At 37.4% G+C, this 21,647-nt stretch carries 9 protein-coding genes; 6 read left to right on the forward strand and 3 right to left on the reverse strand.

The window, feature by feature from the left end:
- The first annotated feature begins 136 nt into the window (after positions 1-136).
- The 5 genes from IPP61_00635 to IPP61_00655 all read left to right on the forward strand — a co-directional run bounded on the left by IPP61_00635 (position 137) and on the right by IPP61_00655 (position 17,476).
- Positions 137-934 (forward strand): PKD domain-containing protein, encoded by a 798-nt coding sequence (locus IPP61_00635; GenBank protein ID MBL0323687.1) that lies wholly within the window; start codon positions 137-139, stop codon positions 932-934.
- Between the two features lie 528 nt (positions 935-1,462).
- Positions 1,463-2,845 carry an MATE family efflux transporter gene (locus tag IPP61_00640; protein ID MBL0323688.1) on the forward strand — a complete coding sequence of 461 codons (1,383 nt, stop codon included), beginning with the start codon at positions 1,463-1,465 and terminating at the stop codon, positions 2,843-2,845.
- A 146-nt stretch (positions 2,846-2,991) separates the two neighbouring features.
- Positions 2,992-3,138 (forward strand): hypothetical protein, encoded by a 147-nt coding sequence (locus IPP61_00645; protein MBL0323689.1) that lies wholly within the window; start codon positions 2,992-2,994, stop codon positions 3,136-3,138.
- A 97-nt stretch (positions 3,139-3,235) separates the two neighbouring features.
- Positions 3,236-4,705, forward strand: coding sequence for a hypothetical protein (locus IPP61_00650; protein ID MBL0323690.1), 1,470 nt, complete (start codon positions 3,236-3,238; stop codon positions 4,703-4,705).
- 5,010 nt (positions 4,706-9,715) lie between these two features.
- Positions 9,716-17,476 carry a hypothetical protein gene (locus tag IPP61_00655; protein ID MBL0323691.1) on the forward strand — a complete coding sequence of 2,587 codons (7,761 nt, stop codon included), beginning with the start codon at positions 9,716-9,718 and terminating at the stop codon, positions 17,474-17,476.
- A gap of 82 nt (positions 17,477-17,558) precedes the next feature.
- On the opposite strand, the gene IPP61_00660 is transcribed toward IPP61_00655, so the two are convergent.
- Positions 17,559-18,458, reverse strand: a complete 900-nt coding sequence (locus tag IPP61_00660; GenBank protein MBL0323692.1) for a hypothetical protein — start codon at positions 18,456-18,458, stop codon at positions 17,559-17,561.
- Positions 18,459-18,817: 359 nt separating this feature from the next.
- Between IPP61_00660 and IPP61_00665 the strand changes: the two genes are divergently transcribed.
- On the forward strand, positions 18,818-20,944 hold the full coding sequence (locus IPP61_00665) for a S46 family peptidase (GenBank protein MBL0323693.1): 2,127 nt from the start codon (positions 18,818-18,820) through the stop codon (positions 20,942-20,944).
- A gap of 93 nt (positions 20,945-21,037) precedes the next feature.
- Here the strand turns inward: IPP61_00665 and IPP61_00670 are convergent, their stop codons facing one another.
- On the reverse strand, positions 21,038-21,190 hold the full coding sequence (locus IPP61_00670) for a hypothetical protein (GenBank protein MBL0323694.1): 153 nt from the start codon (positions 21,188-21,190) through the stop codon (positions 21,038-21,040).
- The gene (locus tag IPP61_00675) at positions 21,177-21,641 is read right to left on the reverse strand and encodes a type II toxin-antitoxin system VapC family toxin (GenBank protein MBL0323695.1); all 465 of its coding nucleotides are present in this window, start codon (positions 21,639-21,641) and stop codon (positions 21,177-21,179) included. The genes IPP61_00670 and IPP61_00675 overlap by 14 nt, the downstream gene beginning before the upstream one ends.
- Positions 21,642-21,647 lie beyond the last annotated feature (6 nt).

Below are 21,647 nucleotides of genomic sequence, written 5' to 3' on the forward strand. Positions count from 1 at the left end.
AATTTATTCTTATTTTTGATTTAATAATTTTTAATAAAAAACCAACCTTCTGAGTTCATTATCAGACACAATCGTGTAAAACTTCATACGTACACTGTATGTTGGAATACAATAAATATCTATTTAACAATATCTAATGAAACACTCATTAAACCTTTTAGTTCTTCTTGCAATAATTAGTTGTAGTAAAAAAGGAAACCCTGACAAACCTAATATCCTTCCTTCTATTGACTTCTCTTATAACTTAACTGAAAATGGGAAAGTTGAATTTAAAAATAAATCCACAAATCTTAACTCATTTGAATGGTCTTTTGGAGACTTTTCGCCAAATGGTTTTTCAAAAGACACCGTGCACACTTACTTAGAAAACAAAATATATGCTGTTCAGCTTTTGGGTAAAAATGAATCTGGAAAGGCTTATAAAAAAGACTCAATGATAACTATTAATAACAGAAATGTACCAATAGACAGCTTTAAGTATAATTGTGACAGTAATATTTTTGGCTTAAATACAAATTTTGGGGAATTTTGCTCGAGGTATTCTGAATATGGAAGTGTCATTTTAAGTAAACACAAACTTGGAAGACAGTTTAATTTCTGGTACACTTTTGCAGAAGATAGAAATTCCTCCTTTAGTAACTATGAATTTTCTTTAGTAACCAGTTTGATTATCAATGATGTAGGTACTTATGAATTTTCTCCTAAACAAAGTAAAGAAAGAATTTTTGAAGCGAATAGTGCTTGGATAGAAGTTCACTATGATAGCCAAAAACAAATACCTTGGGCTTTTACATTTATTACCCCGCAAAAAATTAAGTTAAATATTTATAATGTTACAGAAGAGTTCATTAGTGGATCGTTAGAAATGTTTATTGACGACCAATTAAAGTTTAATGGAAATTTTAAAAATCTAAAAGTAAAAAAACAAGAATAAAAGACGGGTTCGCTCTTCGAGATGTTCCACAGGACAATCTCGAAGCTAGATTAATAGGATTTTTAATCCGAATAGTATTTCTTATTTCATTTAAACGGGGTCGCCCGTGCGATTCTTATTTCAGAACTTGATGGGGAAGTTGGATTAGCGATAAAATATCAAAGCGAATCCATGGTTCTTCAAAATCAAAAAAGGGAAGATTAAAGTACAGATACCTATTTACTCTATTATCAAAGATAAAGATGACATACAATTTTCAACATTTATCCCCTCTTAATTCTGTTTTTATTAAAATCAGATTTTACCTTTGTAAAAAATAATAATTGATGTGGAAATAATGAGTTATCCGAAATCTGCAATATAAGTGAATACCATTTTTAGTTTCTTCTAAATTTCCTAATCACTTGCAAATCAAACCTTGAGGTATTGGCACCCAATACTTCCGGTACATTTTTTAATAATTTTCGGGGAAATCTCTTTTTTATAATCCTTTGGGTTTCCTTGATTCACTCCTGATTTATATATTATATGAAGATATTTAAACTCATTCTTGAAGCCTTAAAAGGCGACGAATCAACTGACTATACGGGCATTTCGATAAACCGGGCTCTGGTACTTTTGGCCATCCCGATGGTGATTGAGATGCTTTTTGAGTCACTTTTTGCCCTGGCCGATGCTTTTTTTGTGGCAAAATACGTGGGGGTCAACGGTATGGCCACCGTCGGCCTTACGGAGTCGGTGCTGACCATCATCTATTCACTGGCCTGGGGAATCAGTACGGCAGCTACGGCCATCATCGCCCGCAAGATAGGTGAAAAGAACCCCGAAGGTGCCTCAAAATCTTTGATGCAAATCATCAATATTTCGGGTTTGATAGGAATAGTACTGGCGGTTTTTGGTTTTATTTTCTCCGAAGATATCCTCAGATTGATGGGTGGCTCTGAGGAATTGATCAAAGATGGACTCGGCTATACCCAGATCCAGTTTTTGAGTAGTCCGATTATTATCCTGCTGTTTTCGTTGGGAGGTGCACTTCGTGGTGCAGGAAATGCCTCCAAAGCCATGAATGTGATGATAGTGGCTAACATTATAAATATCGTCATCGATTTCATTTTGATTCCGGTCATAGGTCTGGGAGTTGAAGCTGCTGCCATTGCAACATTTATAGGCAGAACTACAGGAGTGGTTTTACAATTCAGGTTCCTGTTTTCAAATAAACACCAGCTTAAACTCAATTTCCAGAAATGGCATTTTGATTTTGGAATCATTACCGAAATCTTGAAACTATCAGCCGGTGGAGCCGGACAATTCATAATTCAGTCGGCCAGTTGGGTGTTTTTGATAAGGATTCTTTCCGACTTTGGCTCAGAGGTGGTTGCAGGGTACACCATTGCTATCCGTATCATTGTATTTACGATTCTACCCTCCTGGGGTCTTGCCAATGCGGCCTCAACACTTGTTGGGCAAAACCTGGGTGCAGGTAAGCCGGAAAGGGCCTCCACTTCCGCATGGCGGGCAGGATTTTTCAATATGGTATTTTTGGGTATCGTTGCCATATTCTTCTTTATATTTGCTCAACCCCTGGTTTCGACCTTTAATTCAAACCAAAACGTAGTTGACACAGGCGTAAATGCCCTCAAAATCCTTTGTGCAGGTTATGTATTCTTCGGTTTCGGGATGGTAATGGCACAAGCCATCAATGGCTCGGGCGACACGATCACTCCTACTGTGTTAAATGTCATTTGTTTCTGGTTAATTGAGATTCCTCTGGCATATTATCTGGCCAAAACAGCCAATTGGGGACAGTCCGGCGTATTTTGGTCTATTGTGATTGCAGAATCTATTTTGGCAGTGATGGCAATAATCTATTTTAGTACCGGTCGCTGGAAAAAGAACAAGATATCGGTTTAGTCGTCTCTTTTTAATCAAAAATCAAAAATGAAATGACCAAATAATAAAAAAACCTTACCATATAATAAATTGAGAGCATCAGGAATACCACCCTGATGCTTTTTTGCATTTTATTTGCATCTCTCTAAAATCATAAAGAAAAAGATATGAATGAGAAAAGTATTGGAGATTATGTGCAGGTGATTTTACCCATTGTATTAACTTTTGCTGTTTTGGTAATGGGAGTAATGGTTTTGGTGGAAATGGAAATACCCAGACTGGCAAAGAAAAAAAAGAAGCTTAGAGCAAAATAAAATATTCTTATCATAATGGTTAGGGTTAAACACAAAAAGGCCGGCAGATTTGCTGGTTTTTTTGTTTTTATTTATATTTACTTTTTAACCTGCAACTATGAAAAGAATATTTATCACACTAGTAGTTTTACTATCAACATATTATGGTTTTACACAAACTGTAAATTTTATCCAGCCTCCCACACAGATCAACCCTGGAATGTGCTATGGAGGAAACCAGACTATCACTGCCACAACTCAAAATGCAAGCGGTTTTGTGGTTCAGGTGCTCAATTCCCAAAATTCCTGGGAAGATTTTCCCGGCTCCGGTGGCGAGTTAAATTCCAGCCCTGGTGCTATCAGCTATACATTTTATGGTATCAATTATGCATTTGCATTCAGGGTAAGAATTTACAATTCGACCGATACTCTTGATTCCGGTCCACAGACTATCAGCCCTCAAAGGCCTGATTTTAGCTTTCATCCAGCTAACCTGGCTCAATGCACCGGCAACTCAGTGAAATTTTATGCAGGAGCAACAGGTAACGGCACCCTAACCTACCAGTGGTACCGAATAGATGGTTCCTCATATACTGCTCTCATTAATGGTGGAGAATTTTCAGGAGTAACTACAAACGGCCTCAGCATCAATTCAGTAGGAGCTGTACATCATGAAAAAGAATTTATTGTAAAAGTTACAGATCAAAATGGCTGCGAAAATTACAGTAATTCAGGAAAACTCACTGCCAATCAACTCAGCACAGTGGTTAGCCCAACCACCACCCGGCAATATTGTGAAGGTGACACGGTTTCATTTTCTGTCGCCACAAAAATTGGGGAGGTTTCTAGCCAAAACTGGATGAAAAAGTTTGGTTCGGAATCGGTCTATACCAACATTACCCCTTCCAGTCACTTTTCGGATCCTACAGGAGACATTTTAAGAGTATTCGGAATAAAACCAACCGAAACCAGCTATCGATTTAGGGTGAATTTTGTGGTAAAAACCCAAAACCCAGACGGAAGTGTAACTGAAAGCACTTGTTTTAAAGATGCAACCAGAGCCAATTATGTGATAAATCCACGTCCCGGAAAACCTTCGGCTATACCCGATCTCGAGCGGTGTGGCCCGGGAAAAGTGAATTATTCTGTAACTGTTCCGGGTTCCTATTTTTGGTATAAGGACACAACTATTTCTCCGATTATTAGCAATCAATTGGTATTTAATAGCCCTGAAATAGCTGATTCCCGTGAATTTTATGTTAGCCAAAAAGACCTGAAAGGTTGTGAAAGTCATAAAACTATCCTCAATGCGGTTGTTAGAAAAATACCGGAAAACTATTTTCAAAATCTATTTGAATTATGTCCTGACAGTGAAAATTTTGATTTGATTTTGATTCTACAAAATATAACCCTGAAAAAATATACATTAAAAATGGCAGCTCACCAATTCCTGATTTTACGGAAATTATTGGAGAAATTTTTACCAATCCTTTTAATATTTCTATGCCCGCAAACATTCCTCCAGGCAACTATAACCTCCAATTTTTTACCAAAAATCCATATTGTTTTTCGGATACTTCGATATTGAATATTGAAATTAAAACTCCCATAAGTATCTCTACATCAGAAACAAACGCAAATCTTTGCGAGGGAGAATCACATACTTTTACAGTAAACTATGAAGGAGATGGCCCCTATTTTTATCAATGGTATAAAAACGAAATACCAATAAATGGTGAAACGAATCAGGATTTGAAAATAGAAGATTTGAGAGAAACTCATGAAGGGAATTATGCGGTTAACGTAGAAGGATTTTGTGGTAATGAAACCAAATTTTTGGGTTCTGTTGAAGTTCTCCCTCCTACTCATATTGTTACGCAACCAAGTCCGGTGCGGGTATGTGAAAACGGGAATGCGTCCTTTTCGGTAGAAGCCACAGGCTCAGGAATTCTCCATTATCAATGGTTTATAAATAACAATCCTGTTGGAACTGATTCGTCCGGGCTCAAAATTCCAATAGCAGATATATCTCAAAATCAAGCAGAAATAAAATGTAAAATTACTTCAGACTGTGGAAATGGTATATTTACAGACACTGTATTATTGACGGTTATTCCGCTTCCGGTTACACCAATGATAGATGAAATAGTGGGATTTTGTCAAAATGAAAACCCGGCAACTTTAACTGCAGGAGCATTACCCAATCACACTTTGAGATGGTTTGACACTCATCAAAACATCTTGACATCACCACAAATCGTTATAAATCAATCCGGTACAAGAACATTTTATGTTAATCAGACTGATACAAATCAATGTCAAAGTCCTCTGAAAGCGTTTGAAGTGGAAGTAAGTCCTAGTTTTGGTCTTGAGGTATTTTCTGATAAAAATTTTATCTGTCCAGCTGGAAATTTCAACAATAAAATAAACATTGAAAGCAGAATAGAGCCAGAATCGATTACTGCAGAAATTTTTAAATTTTATCAAAACGGTATTTTTAATTCCGAAAACCTTGCAGGAAGTTTTGAAGGAAATACCTCAGGAATTTTTAAAATCATTGCGAAAAAAGGGTTTTGTGAAATTGCAGATTCCATTCAAATTAATAGCATATTCTCCGAATTAAATACTTCTCCACTTGCATCTGATGTGTCTGTATGTCAAAATAATTCAGTTGATTTAATGGCAAATTCAGAATATCAAAACGGCGAATATTATTGGTGGGAAAGTCAGAATTCTCCCATTTCAAATCATCAGGGAAGTTCGCTGACCACCGAAAGCATTTCCACAAATCAGAAATATTATGTTTCTTATGTAAAATCCAACTCCGAAAGTCAGACTTGTGAATCACCAAGGAAAGAAATAAGTGTCGATTTAAAACAAAATATCAGAGCCACTATAGTTGTAAGCAATATTTCTTGTTTAGGCAGGAATGATGGCAAAATTGAAATCAATGCCGAATCGATAGCTTTGCCTTTGAGATACGAGCTAAATGATACTATTACCAATAATCTGGGTATTTTTGAAAATCTTTCCCCTGGAATTTACAATTTAAAAATTACTGATAAGGAAGGTTGTAATGTAGATACTACCTTGATTATTGAAATAAATTCGGGTCCGGAATTTAGTACTCAGCCTGCAAATATTACCAGATGCAAAGGCAATACTGCTACCATTAGTTTCTCCGGAAATAACTATAATTCAATTATTTGGGAGAAAAAATTACCCGGAGAGTCCAGTTTTTCAATCATATCCGGTGCAAATAGTTCAGTTTTGAATCTTTCCAACATCGGAAATTCAACAAATCCGCATGGCACGGTTTTCAGAGTAAAAATATCAAATGGGATATGTGAAATGGTTTCCAATGAGGCCATTTTAAGTGTCAATTCGGTCAGTCCTACAAACTCAACAAACTCATTTTGTGAGAATTCAAATAATGTCATTGACCTCCAAAACATAAGTATTGTTGGAAATATCAGTACATTTCAATGGGAAAATAGAAGCGGTACGACTGGTCCATGGAATAGCATTAACAATGCCAATGACAGTATTTTGGTTTTCCAAAATATCCAAAGAAATCATGCAGGCTATTATCGGGCAAAAATTACTTTTGACAACGGAAACGGAAATTCTTGTGTGATAAATACCACAACGAGTACCGGTTTCAGAATAATCGTAGATACTTTACAGATTCCTGTATTAAGTGATGATTTATATATTTGTTCAGGAAATAGTGCCATGCTTTCTGTTAGCAATTGCACTGGAAATATTCTTTGGTCAAATGGCCAAACTCTAAGTTCAATTTTGGTTTCACCCAATCATTCTACTAAATATGCTGTAAGCTGTACAAACAATTCCTGTGTTGCATATAGCTCTGATAGTCTTTTAGTTACGGTTTTAGAAAATGCAGAAACAGCTCCAATAATTTATTCTGAAAAACTAAATTACTGCCTGGGAGATACCATTTCAATTTCCGCAACCGGCTGTGAAGGACAGGTAGTTTGGAATAATAATATGACAGGCAATAATTTGAGATTGCCTGCCAATTCAAGTTTCAATATATCGGCACACTGCATTTCACAAGATTGTAGTTCACCTGAAAGTCAGACAGTTAACATAACCGTTTTACCTCAAATAATTGCTGGCACCATTCAGGATTATACCCAAACCAATTGTGCGGGATTTAATCCTGCGACAATAAATAGTTTAGTAAATCCCAGTGGCGGAACCATCCAATGGCAAATGGCAGAAAATTGCTCTGCTTCCGAACCTAGCTGGGTGAATATTTCCGGAGCAAATGGCCTCACTTTCAACCCTTCAGCTTTAAATACGACCACCTGTTTCCGAAGGATGGTGTTTGATTCTTGTCAAACAGTATTTTCCAATGTCGTTACATTTCACATTGTGCCTGATCCGGTGGTTTCAGTTTCTGCTGATTTGAATGAAGTTTGTTTTGGAAATTCAGTTTTGCTAACAAAAACTGTAATTGGTGGGCAAGTAACCTGTCCTGTTCAGTGGCAAATCAATAAAATTTCTGGTTCTGTCAGTTCAACTTTTTGGCAAAATTATGCCTTAAGTGATTCATTAGAAATTCCAAATCTAAATGTGGGAAATGATTCCATCTGGTATTTCAGGGCGAGAGTCGATTGTGAAAATTCTTCCTGCAATCTGGCGGTTTCAGAGGCCGTTCCGGTTGTTTTTCATCCAGAATTAATTCTTGAAACCAATTTTTCTGATTCAACCATCTGTGCCGGGTCATCAATTTTATTAACCGCAAGTGCCTGTAATGCCTCTTTGAAATGGAGCACAGGTGAGACTTCTTCTTCAATAACAATTTCTCCGGTAAGTTCTGGACCAGTTAAGGTCTCATGCAAAAATACCTGTGATTCAGTTTCTAAAACTTTCAATATCAATGTGGTGCCAGGGATTTCTGCACCAAATATTACAGTAAACAAAACTCGTTTTTGCTTTGGAGATACCATTTCAATTTCTGCAAACGGCTGTGAAGGACAGGTAGTTTGGAGTAATAATATGACAGGAAACAATCTGAGATTGTCGGCTGAATCGAGTTTCAGCATATCAGCTCACTGTGCTTCACAAGATTGTAGTTCACCTGAAAGTCAGACAGTTAACATCACCGTTTTACCTCAAATAATTGCTGGCACCATTCAGGATTATACCCAATCCAATTGTGCGGGATTTAATCCTGCCACCATTAATAGTTTAACTGATCGCAGTGGCGGAACCATCCAGTGGCAAATGGCAGAAAATTGCTCTGCATCCGAACCAAACTGGGAGAATATTTCCGGAGCTAACAGCCTCACTTTCAACCCTTCAGCTTTAAATACGACCACCTGTTTCCGAAGGATGGTTTTTGATTCTTGTCAAACAGTATTTTCTAATGTTGTCACTTACAATATCGTACCTGATCCGGTGGTTTCGGTTTCTACTGATTTGGCTGAAGTCTGTTTTGGAAATTCAGTTTTACTTTCAAAAACAATAATCGGCGGGCAAGGAAACTGCCCTGTTCAGTGGCAAATCAATAAAGTTTCTGGTTCTGCCAGTTCAACTTTTTGGCAAAATTATGCCTTGGAAGATTCTCTTGAAATTCCAAATCAAAATTTGGGAAATGATTCCACCTGGTATTTCCGGGCAAGAGTCGATTGTGAAAATTCTTCCTGCAATCTGGCGGTTTCAGAGGCCGTTCTGGTTGTTTTTCATCCAAAATTAAGTCTTGAAACCAATTTTTCTGATTCAACCATTTGTGCCGGGTCATCTATTATATTAACCGCAAATGGCTGTAAAGCTTCTTTGAAATGGAGCACAGGTGAAACTTCTTCTACAGTTATGCTTTCGCCTGAAAATTCCAGAATTATAACTGTTTCCTGCAAAAATTCCTGTGATTCGCTTTCTAAAACTTTCAATATCAATGTTGTGCCAGGGATTTCTGCACCAAATATTACAGTAAACAAAACTCGTTTTTGCTTTGGAGATACCATTTCAATTTCCGCAACCGGCTGTGAAGGACAGGTAGTTTGGAATAATAATATGACAGGCAATAATTTGAGATTGCCTGCCAATTCAAGTTTCAATATATCGGCACACTGCATTTCACAAGATTGTAGTTCACCTGAAAGTCAGACAGTTAACATAACCGTTTTACCTCAAATAATTGCTGGCACCATTCAGGATTATACCCAAACCAATTGTGCGGGATTTAATCCTGCGACAATAAATAGTTTAGTAAATCCCAGTGGCGGAACCATCCAATGGCAAATGGCAGAAAATTGCTCTGCTTCCGAACCTAGCTGGGTGAATATTTCCGGAGCAAATGGCCTCACTTTCAACCCTTCAGCTTTAAATACGACCACCTGTTTCCGAAGGATGGTGTTTGATTCTTGTCAAACAGTATTTTCCAATGTCGTTACATTTCACATTGTGCCTGATCCGGTGGTTTCAGTTTCTGCTGATTTGGCTGAAGTCTGTTTTGGAAATTCAGTTTTGCTGACAAAAATTATTATCGGCGGGCAAGGAACTTGCCCTGTTCAATGGCAAATCAATAAAGTTTCTGGTTCTGTCAGTTCAGCTTTTTGGCAAAATTATGCTTTGGGAGATTCTCTTGAAATCCCAAATCATAATTTGGGTTCCGATTCCAGCTGGTATTTCAGGGCAAGAGTCGATTGTGAAAATTCTTCCTGCAATCTGGCGGTTTCGAAGCTGTTCGGTTGTTTTTCATCCAGAATTAAGCCTTGAAACCAATTTTTCTGATTCCACCATCTGTGCCGGGTCATCTATTTTATTAACCGCAAGTGCCTGTAAAGCTTCTTTGAAATGGAGCACAGGTGAGACTTCTACTTCAGTTATGCTTTCGCCTGAAAATTCAAGAATTATAAATGTTTCCTGCAAAAATTCCTGTGATTCGGTGTCTAAAACTTTCAATATCAATGTAGTGCCTGGGATTTCTGCACCAATTATTTCTGTAATCAAAACTCGTTTTTGCTTTGGAGATACCATTTCAATTTCCGCAACCGGCTGTGAAGGACAGGTGGTTTGGAGTAATAATATGACAGGAAATAATCTGAGATTGTCGGCTGAATCGAGTTTCAGCATATCAGCTCACTGTGCTTCACAAGATTGTAGTTCACCTGAAAGTCAGACAGTTAACATCACCGTTTTACCTCAAATAATTGCTGGCACCATTCAGGATTATACCCAAACCAATTGTGCGGGATTTAATCCTTCGACAATAAATAGTTTAGTAAATCCCAGTGGCGGAACCATACAATGGCAAATGGCAGAAAATTGCTCTGCATCCGAACCTAGCTGGGTGAATATTTCAGGGGCAAATGGTCTCACTTTCAACCCTTCAGCTTTAAATACTACCACCTGTTTCCGAAGGATGGTGTTTGATTCTTGTCAAACAGTATTTTCCAATGTCGTTACATTTCACATTGTGCCTGATCCGGTGGTCTCGGTTTCATCTGATTTGGCTGAAGTCTGTTTTGGAAATTCAGTTTTGCTGACAAAAATTATTATCGGTGGTCAAGGAACTTGCCCTGTTCAATGGCAAATCAATAAAGTTTCTGGTTCTGTCAGTTCAGCTTTTTGGCAAAATTATGCTTTGGGAGATTCTCTTGAAATCCCAAATCATAATTTGGGTTCCGATTCCAGCTGGTATTTCAGGGCAAGAGTCGATTGTGAAAATTCTTCCTGCAATCTGGCGGTTTCAGAGGCCGTTCCGGTTGTTTTTCATCCAGAATTAAGTCTTGAAACCAATTTTTCTGATTCAACCATCTGTGCCGGGTCATCAATTTTATTAACCGCAAGTGGCTGTAATGCCTCTTTGAAATGGAGCACAGGTGAGACTTCTTCTTCAATAACAATTTCTCCGGTAAGTTCTGGACCAGTTAAGGTCTCATGCAAAAATACCTGTGATTCAGTTTCTAAAACTTTCAATATCAATGTGGTGCCAGGGATTTCTGCACCAAATATTACAGTAAACAAAACTCGTTTTTGCCTTGGAGATACCATTTCAATTTCCGCAACCGACTGTGAAGGACAGGTGCTTTGGAGTAATAATTTGTCAGGAAATAATTTGAGATTGCCTGCCGAATCAAGTTTTAGCATATCGGCTCACTGTGTTTCACAGGAATGTAGTTCACCTGAAAGTCAGACAGTTAACATAACCGTATTACCTCAAATAATTGCTGGCACCATTCAGGATTATACCCAAACCAATTGTGCGGGATTTAATCCTGCGACAATAAATAGTTTAGTAAATCCCAGTGGCGGAACCATCCAATGGCAAATGGCAGAAAATTGCTCTGCTTCCGAACCTAGCTGGGTGAATATTTCCGGAGCAAATGGCCTCACTTTCAACCCTTCAGCTTTAAATACGACCACCTGTTTCCGAAGGATGGTGTTTGATTCTTGTCAAACAGTATTTTCCAATGTCGTTACATTTCACATTGTGCCTGATCCGGTGGTTTCAGTTTCTGCTGATTTGGCTGAAGTTTGTTTTGGAAATTCAGTTTTGCTGACAAAAACTATTATCGGCGGGCAAGGAACCTGTCCTGTTCAGTGGCAAATCAATAAAGTTTCTGGTTCTGCCAGTTCAACTTTTTGGCAAAATTATGCCTTAAGTGATTCATTAGAAATTCCAAATCTAAATGTGGGAAATGATTCCACCTGGTATTTCCGGGCAAGAGTCGATTGTGAAAATTCTTCCTGCAATCTGGCGGTTTCAGAAGCTGTTCCGGTTGTTTTTCATCCAGAATTAAGCCTTGAAACCAATTTTTCTGATTCCACCATCTGTGCCGGGTCATCTATTTTATTAACCGCAAATGGCTGTAAAGCTTCTTTGAAATGGAGCACAGGTGAGACTTCTACTTCAGTTATGCTTTCGCCTGAAAATTCAAGAATTATAAATGTTTCCTGCAAAAATTCCTGTGATTCGGTGTCTAAAACTTTCAATATCAATGTAGTGCCAGGGATTTCTGCACCAATTATTTCTGTAATCAAAACTCGTTTTTGCTTTGGAGATACCATTTCAATTTCCGCAACCGACTGTGAAGGACAGGTGGTTTGGAGTAATAATATGACAGGAAATAATCTGAGATTGTCGGCTGAATCGAGTTTCAGCATATCAGCTCACTGCGTTTCACAAGATTGTAGTTCACCTGAAAGTCAAATAGTTAACATAACCGTTTTACCTCAAATAATTGCTGGCACCATTCAGGATTATACCCAAACCAATTGTGCGGGATTTAATCCTTCGACCATAAATAGTTTGACCAATTCCACAGGCGGAACCATCCAGTGGCAAATGGCAGAAAATTGCTCTGCTTCCGAACCTAGCTGGGTGAATATTTCCGGAGCAAATGGCCTCAGTTTCAACCCTTCAGCTTTAAATACGACCACCTGTTTCCGAAGGATGGTGTTTGATTCCTGCCAAACAGTGTTTTCTAATGTAGTCACTTACAATATCGTACCTGATCCGGTGGTTTCGGTTTCTGCCGATTTGAATGAAGTCTGTTATGGATATTCAGTTTTACTTTCAAAATCTATTCTCGGCGGACAAGGAACTTGCCCTGTTCAGTGGCAAATCAATAAAGTTTCTGGTTCTGCCAGTTCAACTTTTTGGCAAAATTATGCCTTAAGTGATTCATTAGAAATTCCAAATCAAAATGTGGGAAATGATTCCACCTGGTATTTCCGTGCAAGAGTCGATTGTGAAAATTCTTCCTGCAATCTGGCCGTTTCAGAGGCCGTTCCGGTTGTTTTTCGTCCAGAATTAAGTCTTGAAACCAAATTTTCTGATTCCACCATTTGTGCTGGTTCTTCTATTTTATTAACCGCAAGTGGCTGTAATGCCTCTTTGAAATGGAGCACAGGTGAGACTTCTTCTACAGTTATGCTTTCGCCTCAAAATTCAAGAATTATAACTGTTTCCTGCAAAAATTCCTGTGATTCAGTTTCTATAACTTTCAATATCAATGTTGTGCCAGGGATTTTAGCACCAAATATTACGGTAAACAAAACTCGTTTTTGCCTTGGTGATACCGTATCAATTTACGCAACCGGCTGTGAAGGGCAAGTGCTTTGGAGTAATAATATGACAGGAAACAATCTGAGATTGCCTGCCGAATCTAGTTTTAGCCTATCTGCCCACTGCATTTCACAAGATTGTAGTTCACCTGAAAGTCAGACAGTTAACATCACCGTTTTACCTCAAATAATTGCTGGCACCATTCAGGATTATACTCAAACCAATTGTGCGGGATTTAATCCTGGGACCATTAATAGTTTAACTTCTCCAAGTGGCGGTACCATCCAATGGCAAATGGCAGAAAATTGCTCTACTTCTGAACCTAGCTGGGTGAATATTTCGGGGGCAAATGGTCTCACTTTCAACCCTTCCACATTAAATACAACTACTTGTTTCCGAAGAATGGTTTTTGATTCTTGTCAAACAGTATTTTCTAATGTAGTCACTTACAATATCGTACCTGATCCGGTGGTTTCGGTTTCTACTGATTTGGCTGAAGTCTGTTTTGGAAATTCAGTTTTACTTTCAAAAACAATAATCGGCGGACAAGGAAACTGCCCTGTTCAGTGGCAAATCAATAAAATTTCTGGTTCTGTCAGTTCCGCTTTTTGGCAAAATTATGCTTTGGGTGATTCATTAGAAATTCCTAATCAAAATTTGGGCTCCGATTCCACCTGGTATTTCAGGGCAAGAGTCGATTGTGAAAATTCTTCCTGCAATCTGGCCGTTTCAGAAGCGGTTTCAGTTGTTTTTCATCCAGAATTAAGTCTTGAAACCAATTTCTCTGATTCAACCACTTGTGCCGGGTCATCAATTTTATTGTCTGCAAATGGCTGTAATGCCTCTTTGAAATGGAGCACAGGTGAAACTTCTACTTCAATCACGATTTCTCCGGTAAGTTCTGGACCAGTTAAGGTCTCTTGCAAAAATACCTGTGATTCGCTTTTTAAAACTTTCAATATCAATGTGGTGCCAGGGATTTTAGCACCGATAAATGTCACTCCTGATTCAATTTTTGCTCCACAAACCTTAGAATTTTCAGCGATAGGACAAAACTTAAAATGGTTTTCAGATTCTACCAGTCATAATTTCAGTCTTACCGCACCTAGGTTTAATTCTCCTGGCAAATATACTATGTGGGTGAGTCAAACTATTGGCCAATGTGAAAGCCCAAGATTGAAAATTTCGTCAACTATTTTCGCTGCATTAGCAATAATTTCCCAACCTTTCAACCAATTAAATTGCAATGGAAACACCTCAGACTTTACAGTAAATGCCTCAGGTTCAGGCATATTAAATTATGAATGGTTTAGAAAAAGACCTGGTGAATTGCAATTTTCGAGCTTAAATGACGATTTGCCAAATATAGACAAATCAACAACCAATCAACTCAAAATCAGCAATGTAGGAAACACAGAGAATCCCGATGGAACACTTTATTTATGCAAGGTTAAAGATTCTTTCTCTGAAATCTTGAGTGACTCGGTTTTGTTAAATGTTAATAAACTTACTGGAAATTTAGATAATCAGGAAAAATGTCTTACCCAAACATTTGATCTTAACCTGGCAAACAGTCATCAGATTCTAGGCGACCCAATTTCAACACAATGGCAATATAGAACTGGCACTGGAACCGAATGGGATACTTTGAATAATAATTCAAATATTTCAGGCTCGGAAGGTACCCATTTGCAAATTTCATCACTTAACTTCGAAAATGCCGGGCAATATCGGTGTGCACTAAAATTTGCAAGCTCCACAGGAACTTGTGTTGAAACTACGGACCTCATGACTTTAAAAATCGGTGCCTACCCTACCGAACCTGAAGTTAATCGAGCACAAGTTTGTCAAAACGAGAAATTAGAGCCCATCGAAATCAACCATAATTCTGATCTCGATGTGCTTTGGTTCACAACTTCAGAAAATGGTTTTACATACAAAAAACAACCCAGTATCGGCACCGAAACACCCGGAGAGCAGGCTTTATGGTGTAGCCTTGTGAATGATTACGGCTGCGAAAGCAAACGTGTGAAAGTACCGATAACAGTACATCCCCAACCCAATCCTCCAATAAATATTACCCCAAATACTCAGGAAGAAGGGAGCCCGCTCGTATTCAAAGCCGAAGGCGAAAATCTGAAATGGTACACCAGCCGAACAGGCAAAGCTTTCACAACTCAAAATCCTGAATATTCTAAAGTCGGAAAACATGATTATTATGTGAGTCAAACTAATTCCTTTGGTTGTGAATCAGACAGACTTTTGATTGTTTCAGAGATTGTTGAAGCATTTGGAATCGCAACGCAACCCACCAACCAAACTAATTGTGAGGGAAATACTGTTACATTTTCGGTAAAATTAAAAGGGGAAAATTCGCCCAATTATCAATGGCAAATTAAAAATCAAGTTTCCGGTCAATTTGAAAATCTGGAAGGCGAAAATAACAAAGACCTGAAAATTGATAATGCCGGAGAAAAACCCTACACTGACGGCTCGGTTTTCAGATGTATGGTTAAAGAAAACCTGAAAGAATTGACCACCAATGAGGTAAGTCTAAAAATCAATTCACTCAATTCAAAAATTGATGATATCAATATTTGTGAAAATACAGAGATTAATTTGAGTAAGGCAAAGGTCAAAATATCAGGAAAAACAAAGTCGGTGGAATGGCAATTGAAAGCGGGGAGTATTTATTCCACCGTTTTCATAGAGGCAGATTCGGCCTCGAAATTTATTCCGGAACAAAAAAATAACGGCAATTACAGATTGAGGGTAACTTTCCAGAATTCAGGTACATCTACCTGTATTCGCAACACCTCTGATTTCAAAATCAAGGTAAATCCGAAATCCGAAAATCCGGTTTGGGATATTTCAGAAGTATGTCAGTTTGAAAAATGGGATAAAATTGTAAAAGAATTATCACCCGGTTATCAATATTTTGATTTAGATACTTTACATATTTCTCAAAAAATGTTGGAAAATGCAGGAGAAAAGTCATTTTTGATAAAAAATACTACTGAAAAAGGCTGCGAATCTGATTTTCTTAAAACAAAAGTCTTAGTTAAAGAGGCCCCAAACTTTGCTATTCAAGACACTATTGTTTCTTTTTGCAATTTCTCCGAACCTCAAAAATCACTTCAATTATTGGATCAAACCACCCGTTGGTATTCTGATACAGAAAGCGATTTTTTCACTGAAAACACCTTAAACTTAGATTCTCACACCGAAAACCAATTATTTTTTGCCCGCATTCTGGGTAAAAATGTTTGTTTTTCAAAACCAATTAAAGTTGAATTCGTTTTTGTACCTTGTTATCAGGGAAAAAGTAAAATGGATACTTGCCTTGCAGTTCAGCAGTCTAATTTAAACCCCAATGACTGGAATTATTTCTATGAAAAAAATGGAAAAATACTGACAGCAATTCATCCAACAGGGCAAAATTTGGGCTTGGTAAGTTTTGATTTTAGATTAAGCTCGCAAAATTTGATTTCAATTTTAAAAGATAGCCCTTTATTACCCAAATATTTTAATTTAAAAACTTCCCGGCCATTTTCTAAACCTATAAAAATCAGAACTTATTTTTCAGAAACCGAAATCCTGAATTTTCCGGTCAAAAACCTTGATAGTGTTTGGGTTGTCAATTACTCCGGGTCCAATACTGACTGCGAATCCAGAAATAATCCCAACGAAAGTCAATACAAAATCCTGGGAAACACTAAGTTCAAAAATACTGATATTCAAGAATTTAAATACCTGGAGTTTACCACTATTTCAACAGGAGAATATGGTTTTTATGGCAACAATATCATACTTCCGGTGATTGAAGGCCAGAGAGATAAAAATGGAAACCCACAGATTTCGGTCAGGAATTTCCCTGAAAAAGGAAAGCTAATCATACAAAAAAGTAATGATGACAAAAATTGGGCTGATTGGATGATCGACAAACCATTGGCGATCGACCTGCGGCCATTTACAGGAAAGAATCAATACCAATTGGTCTATATTTTTGAAAATGGATTGAAAATTACCCTAAACAAAATCGAATTAGACTTCCTTGAAGTAAATGCCAAATGTGTAGTTTTTGACAATCCGACCACCAATCAGGGATTTATCAATCTGTATTTCAACCAATTAGACAAAAGCACACTAATATTTAATGATTTAAATGGTCAAATTATCGAAATTGATAAAATTCTTGACAAAAACGACCATTTCCGGATAGAATTCAAAAATCCATTGCATACCGGCACTTATTTTATCTTTGCAAAAAATATTAATGGAGAAGCTTGTAGTCAGAAAGTTATAGTGAGATGATGTTATTTAGGTTTCAGAAAAAAAAGTTTTTCGGTAGAAAAAAGTGGCCAAAAACAATTTCGGTTTTGGCCACATTCCTCGTTTATTTACAAACTTCTGTAAGTTTATCTTCGATATAACCCGGCGTGGAAACAATCTTCATAAACTGGCTCATTGTAAGATCCGGAAACGACAAGGCAATCCTAAATCTGCCGTGCAACATATACACTTTATTGCCCACTACAAGCATTTCATAAGGCAAAAATGCAGTGTGTTTAGGGCTTGAAAGGTCAATTTTCGGCATAAATAACCGCTCTCCGTCTGCACCACTGAGGGCAAATCCATAAAGCACCATTTTTTCGCCATTAAGTTTCACATCATAAACCTTCCTAACGTCTTTTACTCCTGATTTTAAATTTGCCTCAATCGTACTAATCGCCTCTTCAAAGCTCGCAAATTCTTTGATTTTGACGTTGTCTTTGAAGTACGGCATTCCGGCCATGTAATGATATTTTTTGAGCTCAACCACATCAATTCCTTTTTTTGAGCCAAAATCTTTAATGGCTTCATCGTCAAACTCCGAAAGTGCAGTTTTCATTTTAGCAGAAAACCGTTCATAATTTGCCGCAACTGACTCCCAGTTTTCGGTAAAATAGGCCCTACCCCAATAAGCAGGATTGGTATAACTTACCAACACTTTTCCGTTTTCGGCAGTCAAAGCCACTCTCAGGGCGAGAGCAAAACCTTTAAATCCACCGATTTTTTTTACAGCTGCTGCCAAATCATCATTACTAACGGCAATCACCACCCGGTCTTTTCCCGAGACAGGTTTGTAGGCACCTTCCACCCTAAATCCGTTGGCTTTTAGCTTTTCAAGAACAGTTTTTTCCACCACATCAATCGATGAAGCAGACGAACCCGCAAGAATATATGGTTTTAGTTTTTGGCCGGTTGCATTGGCAAAAACCAATAAAGCGATAGTTAATAAATATAGTTTTTTCATAGAAAGTATTTTTATTCAAATTTAATCAAGTCATCAAACTTTTGTTCTTTTTTATTCGAAAAATTTAACACCAAACTTATTCATTATTAAATGTTTATACATATTAAGTCAAAACAATTTAGAATATTTTCTTTTAAAATTTTGTAGTGAAAAATAGTTAAAAAAAAAGATTTTTTTCCGGGTCAAAATCCTAATTTTTTTTAAGTCAAATAAAAGTTGGTTGCTATTAAAACTTCAGGATAATTTGTAAAAAATTATGTCCTGCTCAATTTTACATTTATTTTTAAGTAAAATTGCACTATGCACTTTTGCGAAATATTTTAACAAACTAATATTCAAATATTTATATATCATTTATAATGAATAAAGACAGGATTATAAAGAAAATTACCGGACTGGCAATAATTGCTTTTAGCTTTTCGGCTCAGGCTCAACAATCAGGTGGTATGTGGATACCTACCGAAATCAACGAAACGGAAATGAAAGCCATGGGCATGAAGGTGTCGGCCAAAGACATTTTTGACCCACTGAAACCCAGTATCGAAGATGCCGTACCACAATTTAACGGTGGCTGTACCTCAGAAATCATATCACCCAATGGCTTGCTTTTGACCAATCACCATTGCGGCTACAGCATGATTCAGAGCCACTCCAGTGTTGATCATAATTATTTAAAAAATGGATTTTGGGCTAAAAATTATAGTGAGGAATTGCCCAACCCCGGTGCCAATGTTGCATTTATTACCGACATCATTGATATCACACCAAAAATTCTGTCAGGCACCGAAAACATGACGGCTGCTGAGTTAGGAAAAACCCTGAAAGAAAGAATGGACGAAGTCCTGAAAAATACTCCCAAAGGAAAATTTGAAGAGCTGGAAATAAAACCTATGTATGCCGGCAATAAATATTATTTATACAAAAAACTGATATTTAAAGACATAAGACTCGTAGGAACCCCGCCGGAATCTATCGGGAAATTTGGCTCTGATACCGACAATTGGGTGTGGCCGCGTCATACCGGTGATTTTTCTATTTTCAGGATTTATGCCAATAAAAACAATGAACCGGCCGAATATTCTGGCGAAAACGTGCCTTATAAGCCAAAACATTTCCTTCCGGTTTCCATCAAAGGCATCAAAGAAAACGATTTTACTTTTGTTTATGGCTTTCCGGGACGCACCAACGAGTATCTTCCTGCCATTGCTTTAGAAAAAACCTTAAAAGAGACCAACCCCGCCCGTATCGAGGTTAGGGATTTGATTCTGAAAAACTGGGATGAAAAAATGCGTTCGGAGGAAGCCATAAAAATAAAATACGCCTCAAAATACGCCTCTTTGGCCAATTATTGGAAAAAATGGATTGGGGAAAATCAAGGTCTGGAACGGTCAAATGCCGTAAAAAAACGGAAAGACTATGAGCAATTTTTGATTTCAAAAAATCCAGCCATTGCAAAGACCATTGCCGAGTTGGAAGATTTGTACCAAAAACAAGCTCCACATGCCCTTCACAAAGCCTATTTTGATGAAATCAGCCGGGGTGCTGAAATACTGCGGGTTGCTAATTTTTACGCTGCCGCAATAGATTTGGCCGATGCCTCAAAACTGGATGCTAACAACAGCAAGCGAGTAGCAAATGCCCTCAAAGCTTTTTATAAAGATTATGATGCGGCTTTGGATTTGAAATTGAGTGCAAAACTCCTCACGATGTATTCCAAAAAAGTATCTGCCGATTTACTTCCTGAAGAGCTTAAAATTCTTTCTGATGAACAAAAATGTTACGAATGGTTACAAAAAAACAGCTCATTTCTTTCGAATTCTGATTTTGTAAACTCCCTCAAAGACGAAACCTTTAGTAAGGAAAATGTTGCTTCCATGAAGTCTAACCCTGTGGTGGTACTTTTCAGAAATATGAAATCTCTCTACACCGAAAAATCTGGCAGCACCAATGATGCCCTCCAGGGACAAATTGATCTGGTACAAAAAAGATTTATGGCTGAACAAATGAAAACTGACACTCAGAAAAAATATTTTCCTGATGCCAATTCCACACTTAGGGTGACTTATGGAAGGGTAAAAGGCTCCAACGTGCGGGATGGAGTAAGTTATCATTACCAAACTTACCTAGACGGTGTAATGGAAAAATACAAACCCGGCGATTATGAATTTGATGTTCCAGCCGAATTGCTTGAAATATACAAAAACAAAGATTTTGGCCAATATGCCGACCAAACAGGCAGAGTTCCGGTAGCTTTCACTGCAACCAACCACACCACAGGTGGAAACTCAGGTAGCCCTGCGATAGACGCGAGGGGAAATCTGGTGGGTTTAAATTTTGACAGACAGTGGGAAGGCACCATGTCAGACCTCAATTATGACCCCGAAATTTGTCGCAATATTATGGTGGACACCCGCTATGTACTTTTTATCATTGAAAAAATCGGAAAAGCCACCTGGCTGATTGATGAAATGAAGTTGGTGAAATAGGTTTCAATTTCTAAGCCATTTTATCCTTTACTCTCTTAAAAATAGTTTGTAAATGAGATTTTGAAGGATAAAATGGCTTTTTGTGTAAAAATCTTATGAACAAGGTTTTACATTATTTTCAACACTCTTTTTTTTAAAATAATCCAGTATTTCTTGTGTTGACATCATAGATAATTTTTTACTCAACAAATCTCTTTGCTGACGCATAAATTTTACAGAATCAAATGTTTTTTCAATTGTCTTCATAATCTCCAAATTCCCTTGGGGAACGTATTTCCAGTTGATTTAAACCATTTTTTAAATTTATCGAATTGTACCCACTTATTCTTTGAATATTAACTATATGTTTAAAGTTCCAACTTATCAAAAAATCTGCTTTATTTAATGTAGCTAATGCTATGTGTAAACAGTCTGCAAAACTTGTCTTTCCAACGACTTTTTCTGAAATGTATTCTGAAGCTAACTCGATTGCTTCATTTGTTGTTTCTATAAATTCAGTATATTCAGATTTTATACTTTTTACTAGTTTTTTAACTTTTTCCGGGGCATTTTCAATTTCATCCTGAGTGATATTTGAATAAAGTAAAATAAAATCCCCTTTATGAATTTTCTCAAACAAAGGTATTGTATGTTCTGAAAACTCCTCATCAAAATAACCTCCAAAAACAGAAGTATCAATATAAATTCTTTGTTTCAATTTTAT

It is taken from the genome of Cytophagaceae bacterium, assembly GCA_016722655.1.
Taxonomy (GTDB): domain Bacteria; phylum Bacteroidota; class Bacteroidia; order Cytophagales; family Spirosomataceae; genus Leadbetterella.

Coding starts and splice junctions, on each gene's coding strand:
- IPP61_00635 (MBL0323687.1), top strand. CDS start 137: ATGAAACACTCATTAAACCTTTTAGTTCTTCTTGCAATAATTAGTTGT.
- IPP61_00645 (MBL0323689.1), top strand. CDS start 2,992: ATGAATGAGAAAAGTATTGGAGATTATGTGCAGGTGATTTTACCCATT.
- IPP61_00660 (MBL0323692.1), bottom strand. CDS start 18,458: ATGAAAAAACTATATTTATTAACTATCGCTTTATTGGTTTTTGCCAAT.
- IPP61_00640 (MBL0323688.1), top strand. CDS start 1,463: ATGAAGATATTTAAACTCATTCTTGAAGCCTTAAAAGGCGACGAATCA.
- IPP61_00670 (MBL0323694.1), bottom strand. CDS start 21,190: ATGAAGACAATTGAAAAAACATTTGATTCTGTAAAATTTATGCGTCAG.
- IPP61_00650 (MBL0323690.1), top strand. CDS start 3,236: ATGAAAAGAATATTTATCACACTAGTAGTTTTACTATCAACATATTAT.
- IPP61_00655 (MBL0323691.1), top strand. CDS start 9,716: ATGCTTTGGGAGATTCTCTTGAAATCCCAAATCATAATTTGGGTTCCG.
- IPP61_00665 (MBL0323693.1), top strand. CDS start 18,818: ATGAATAAAGACAGGATTATAAAGAAAATTACCGGACTGGCAATAATT.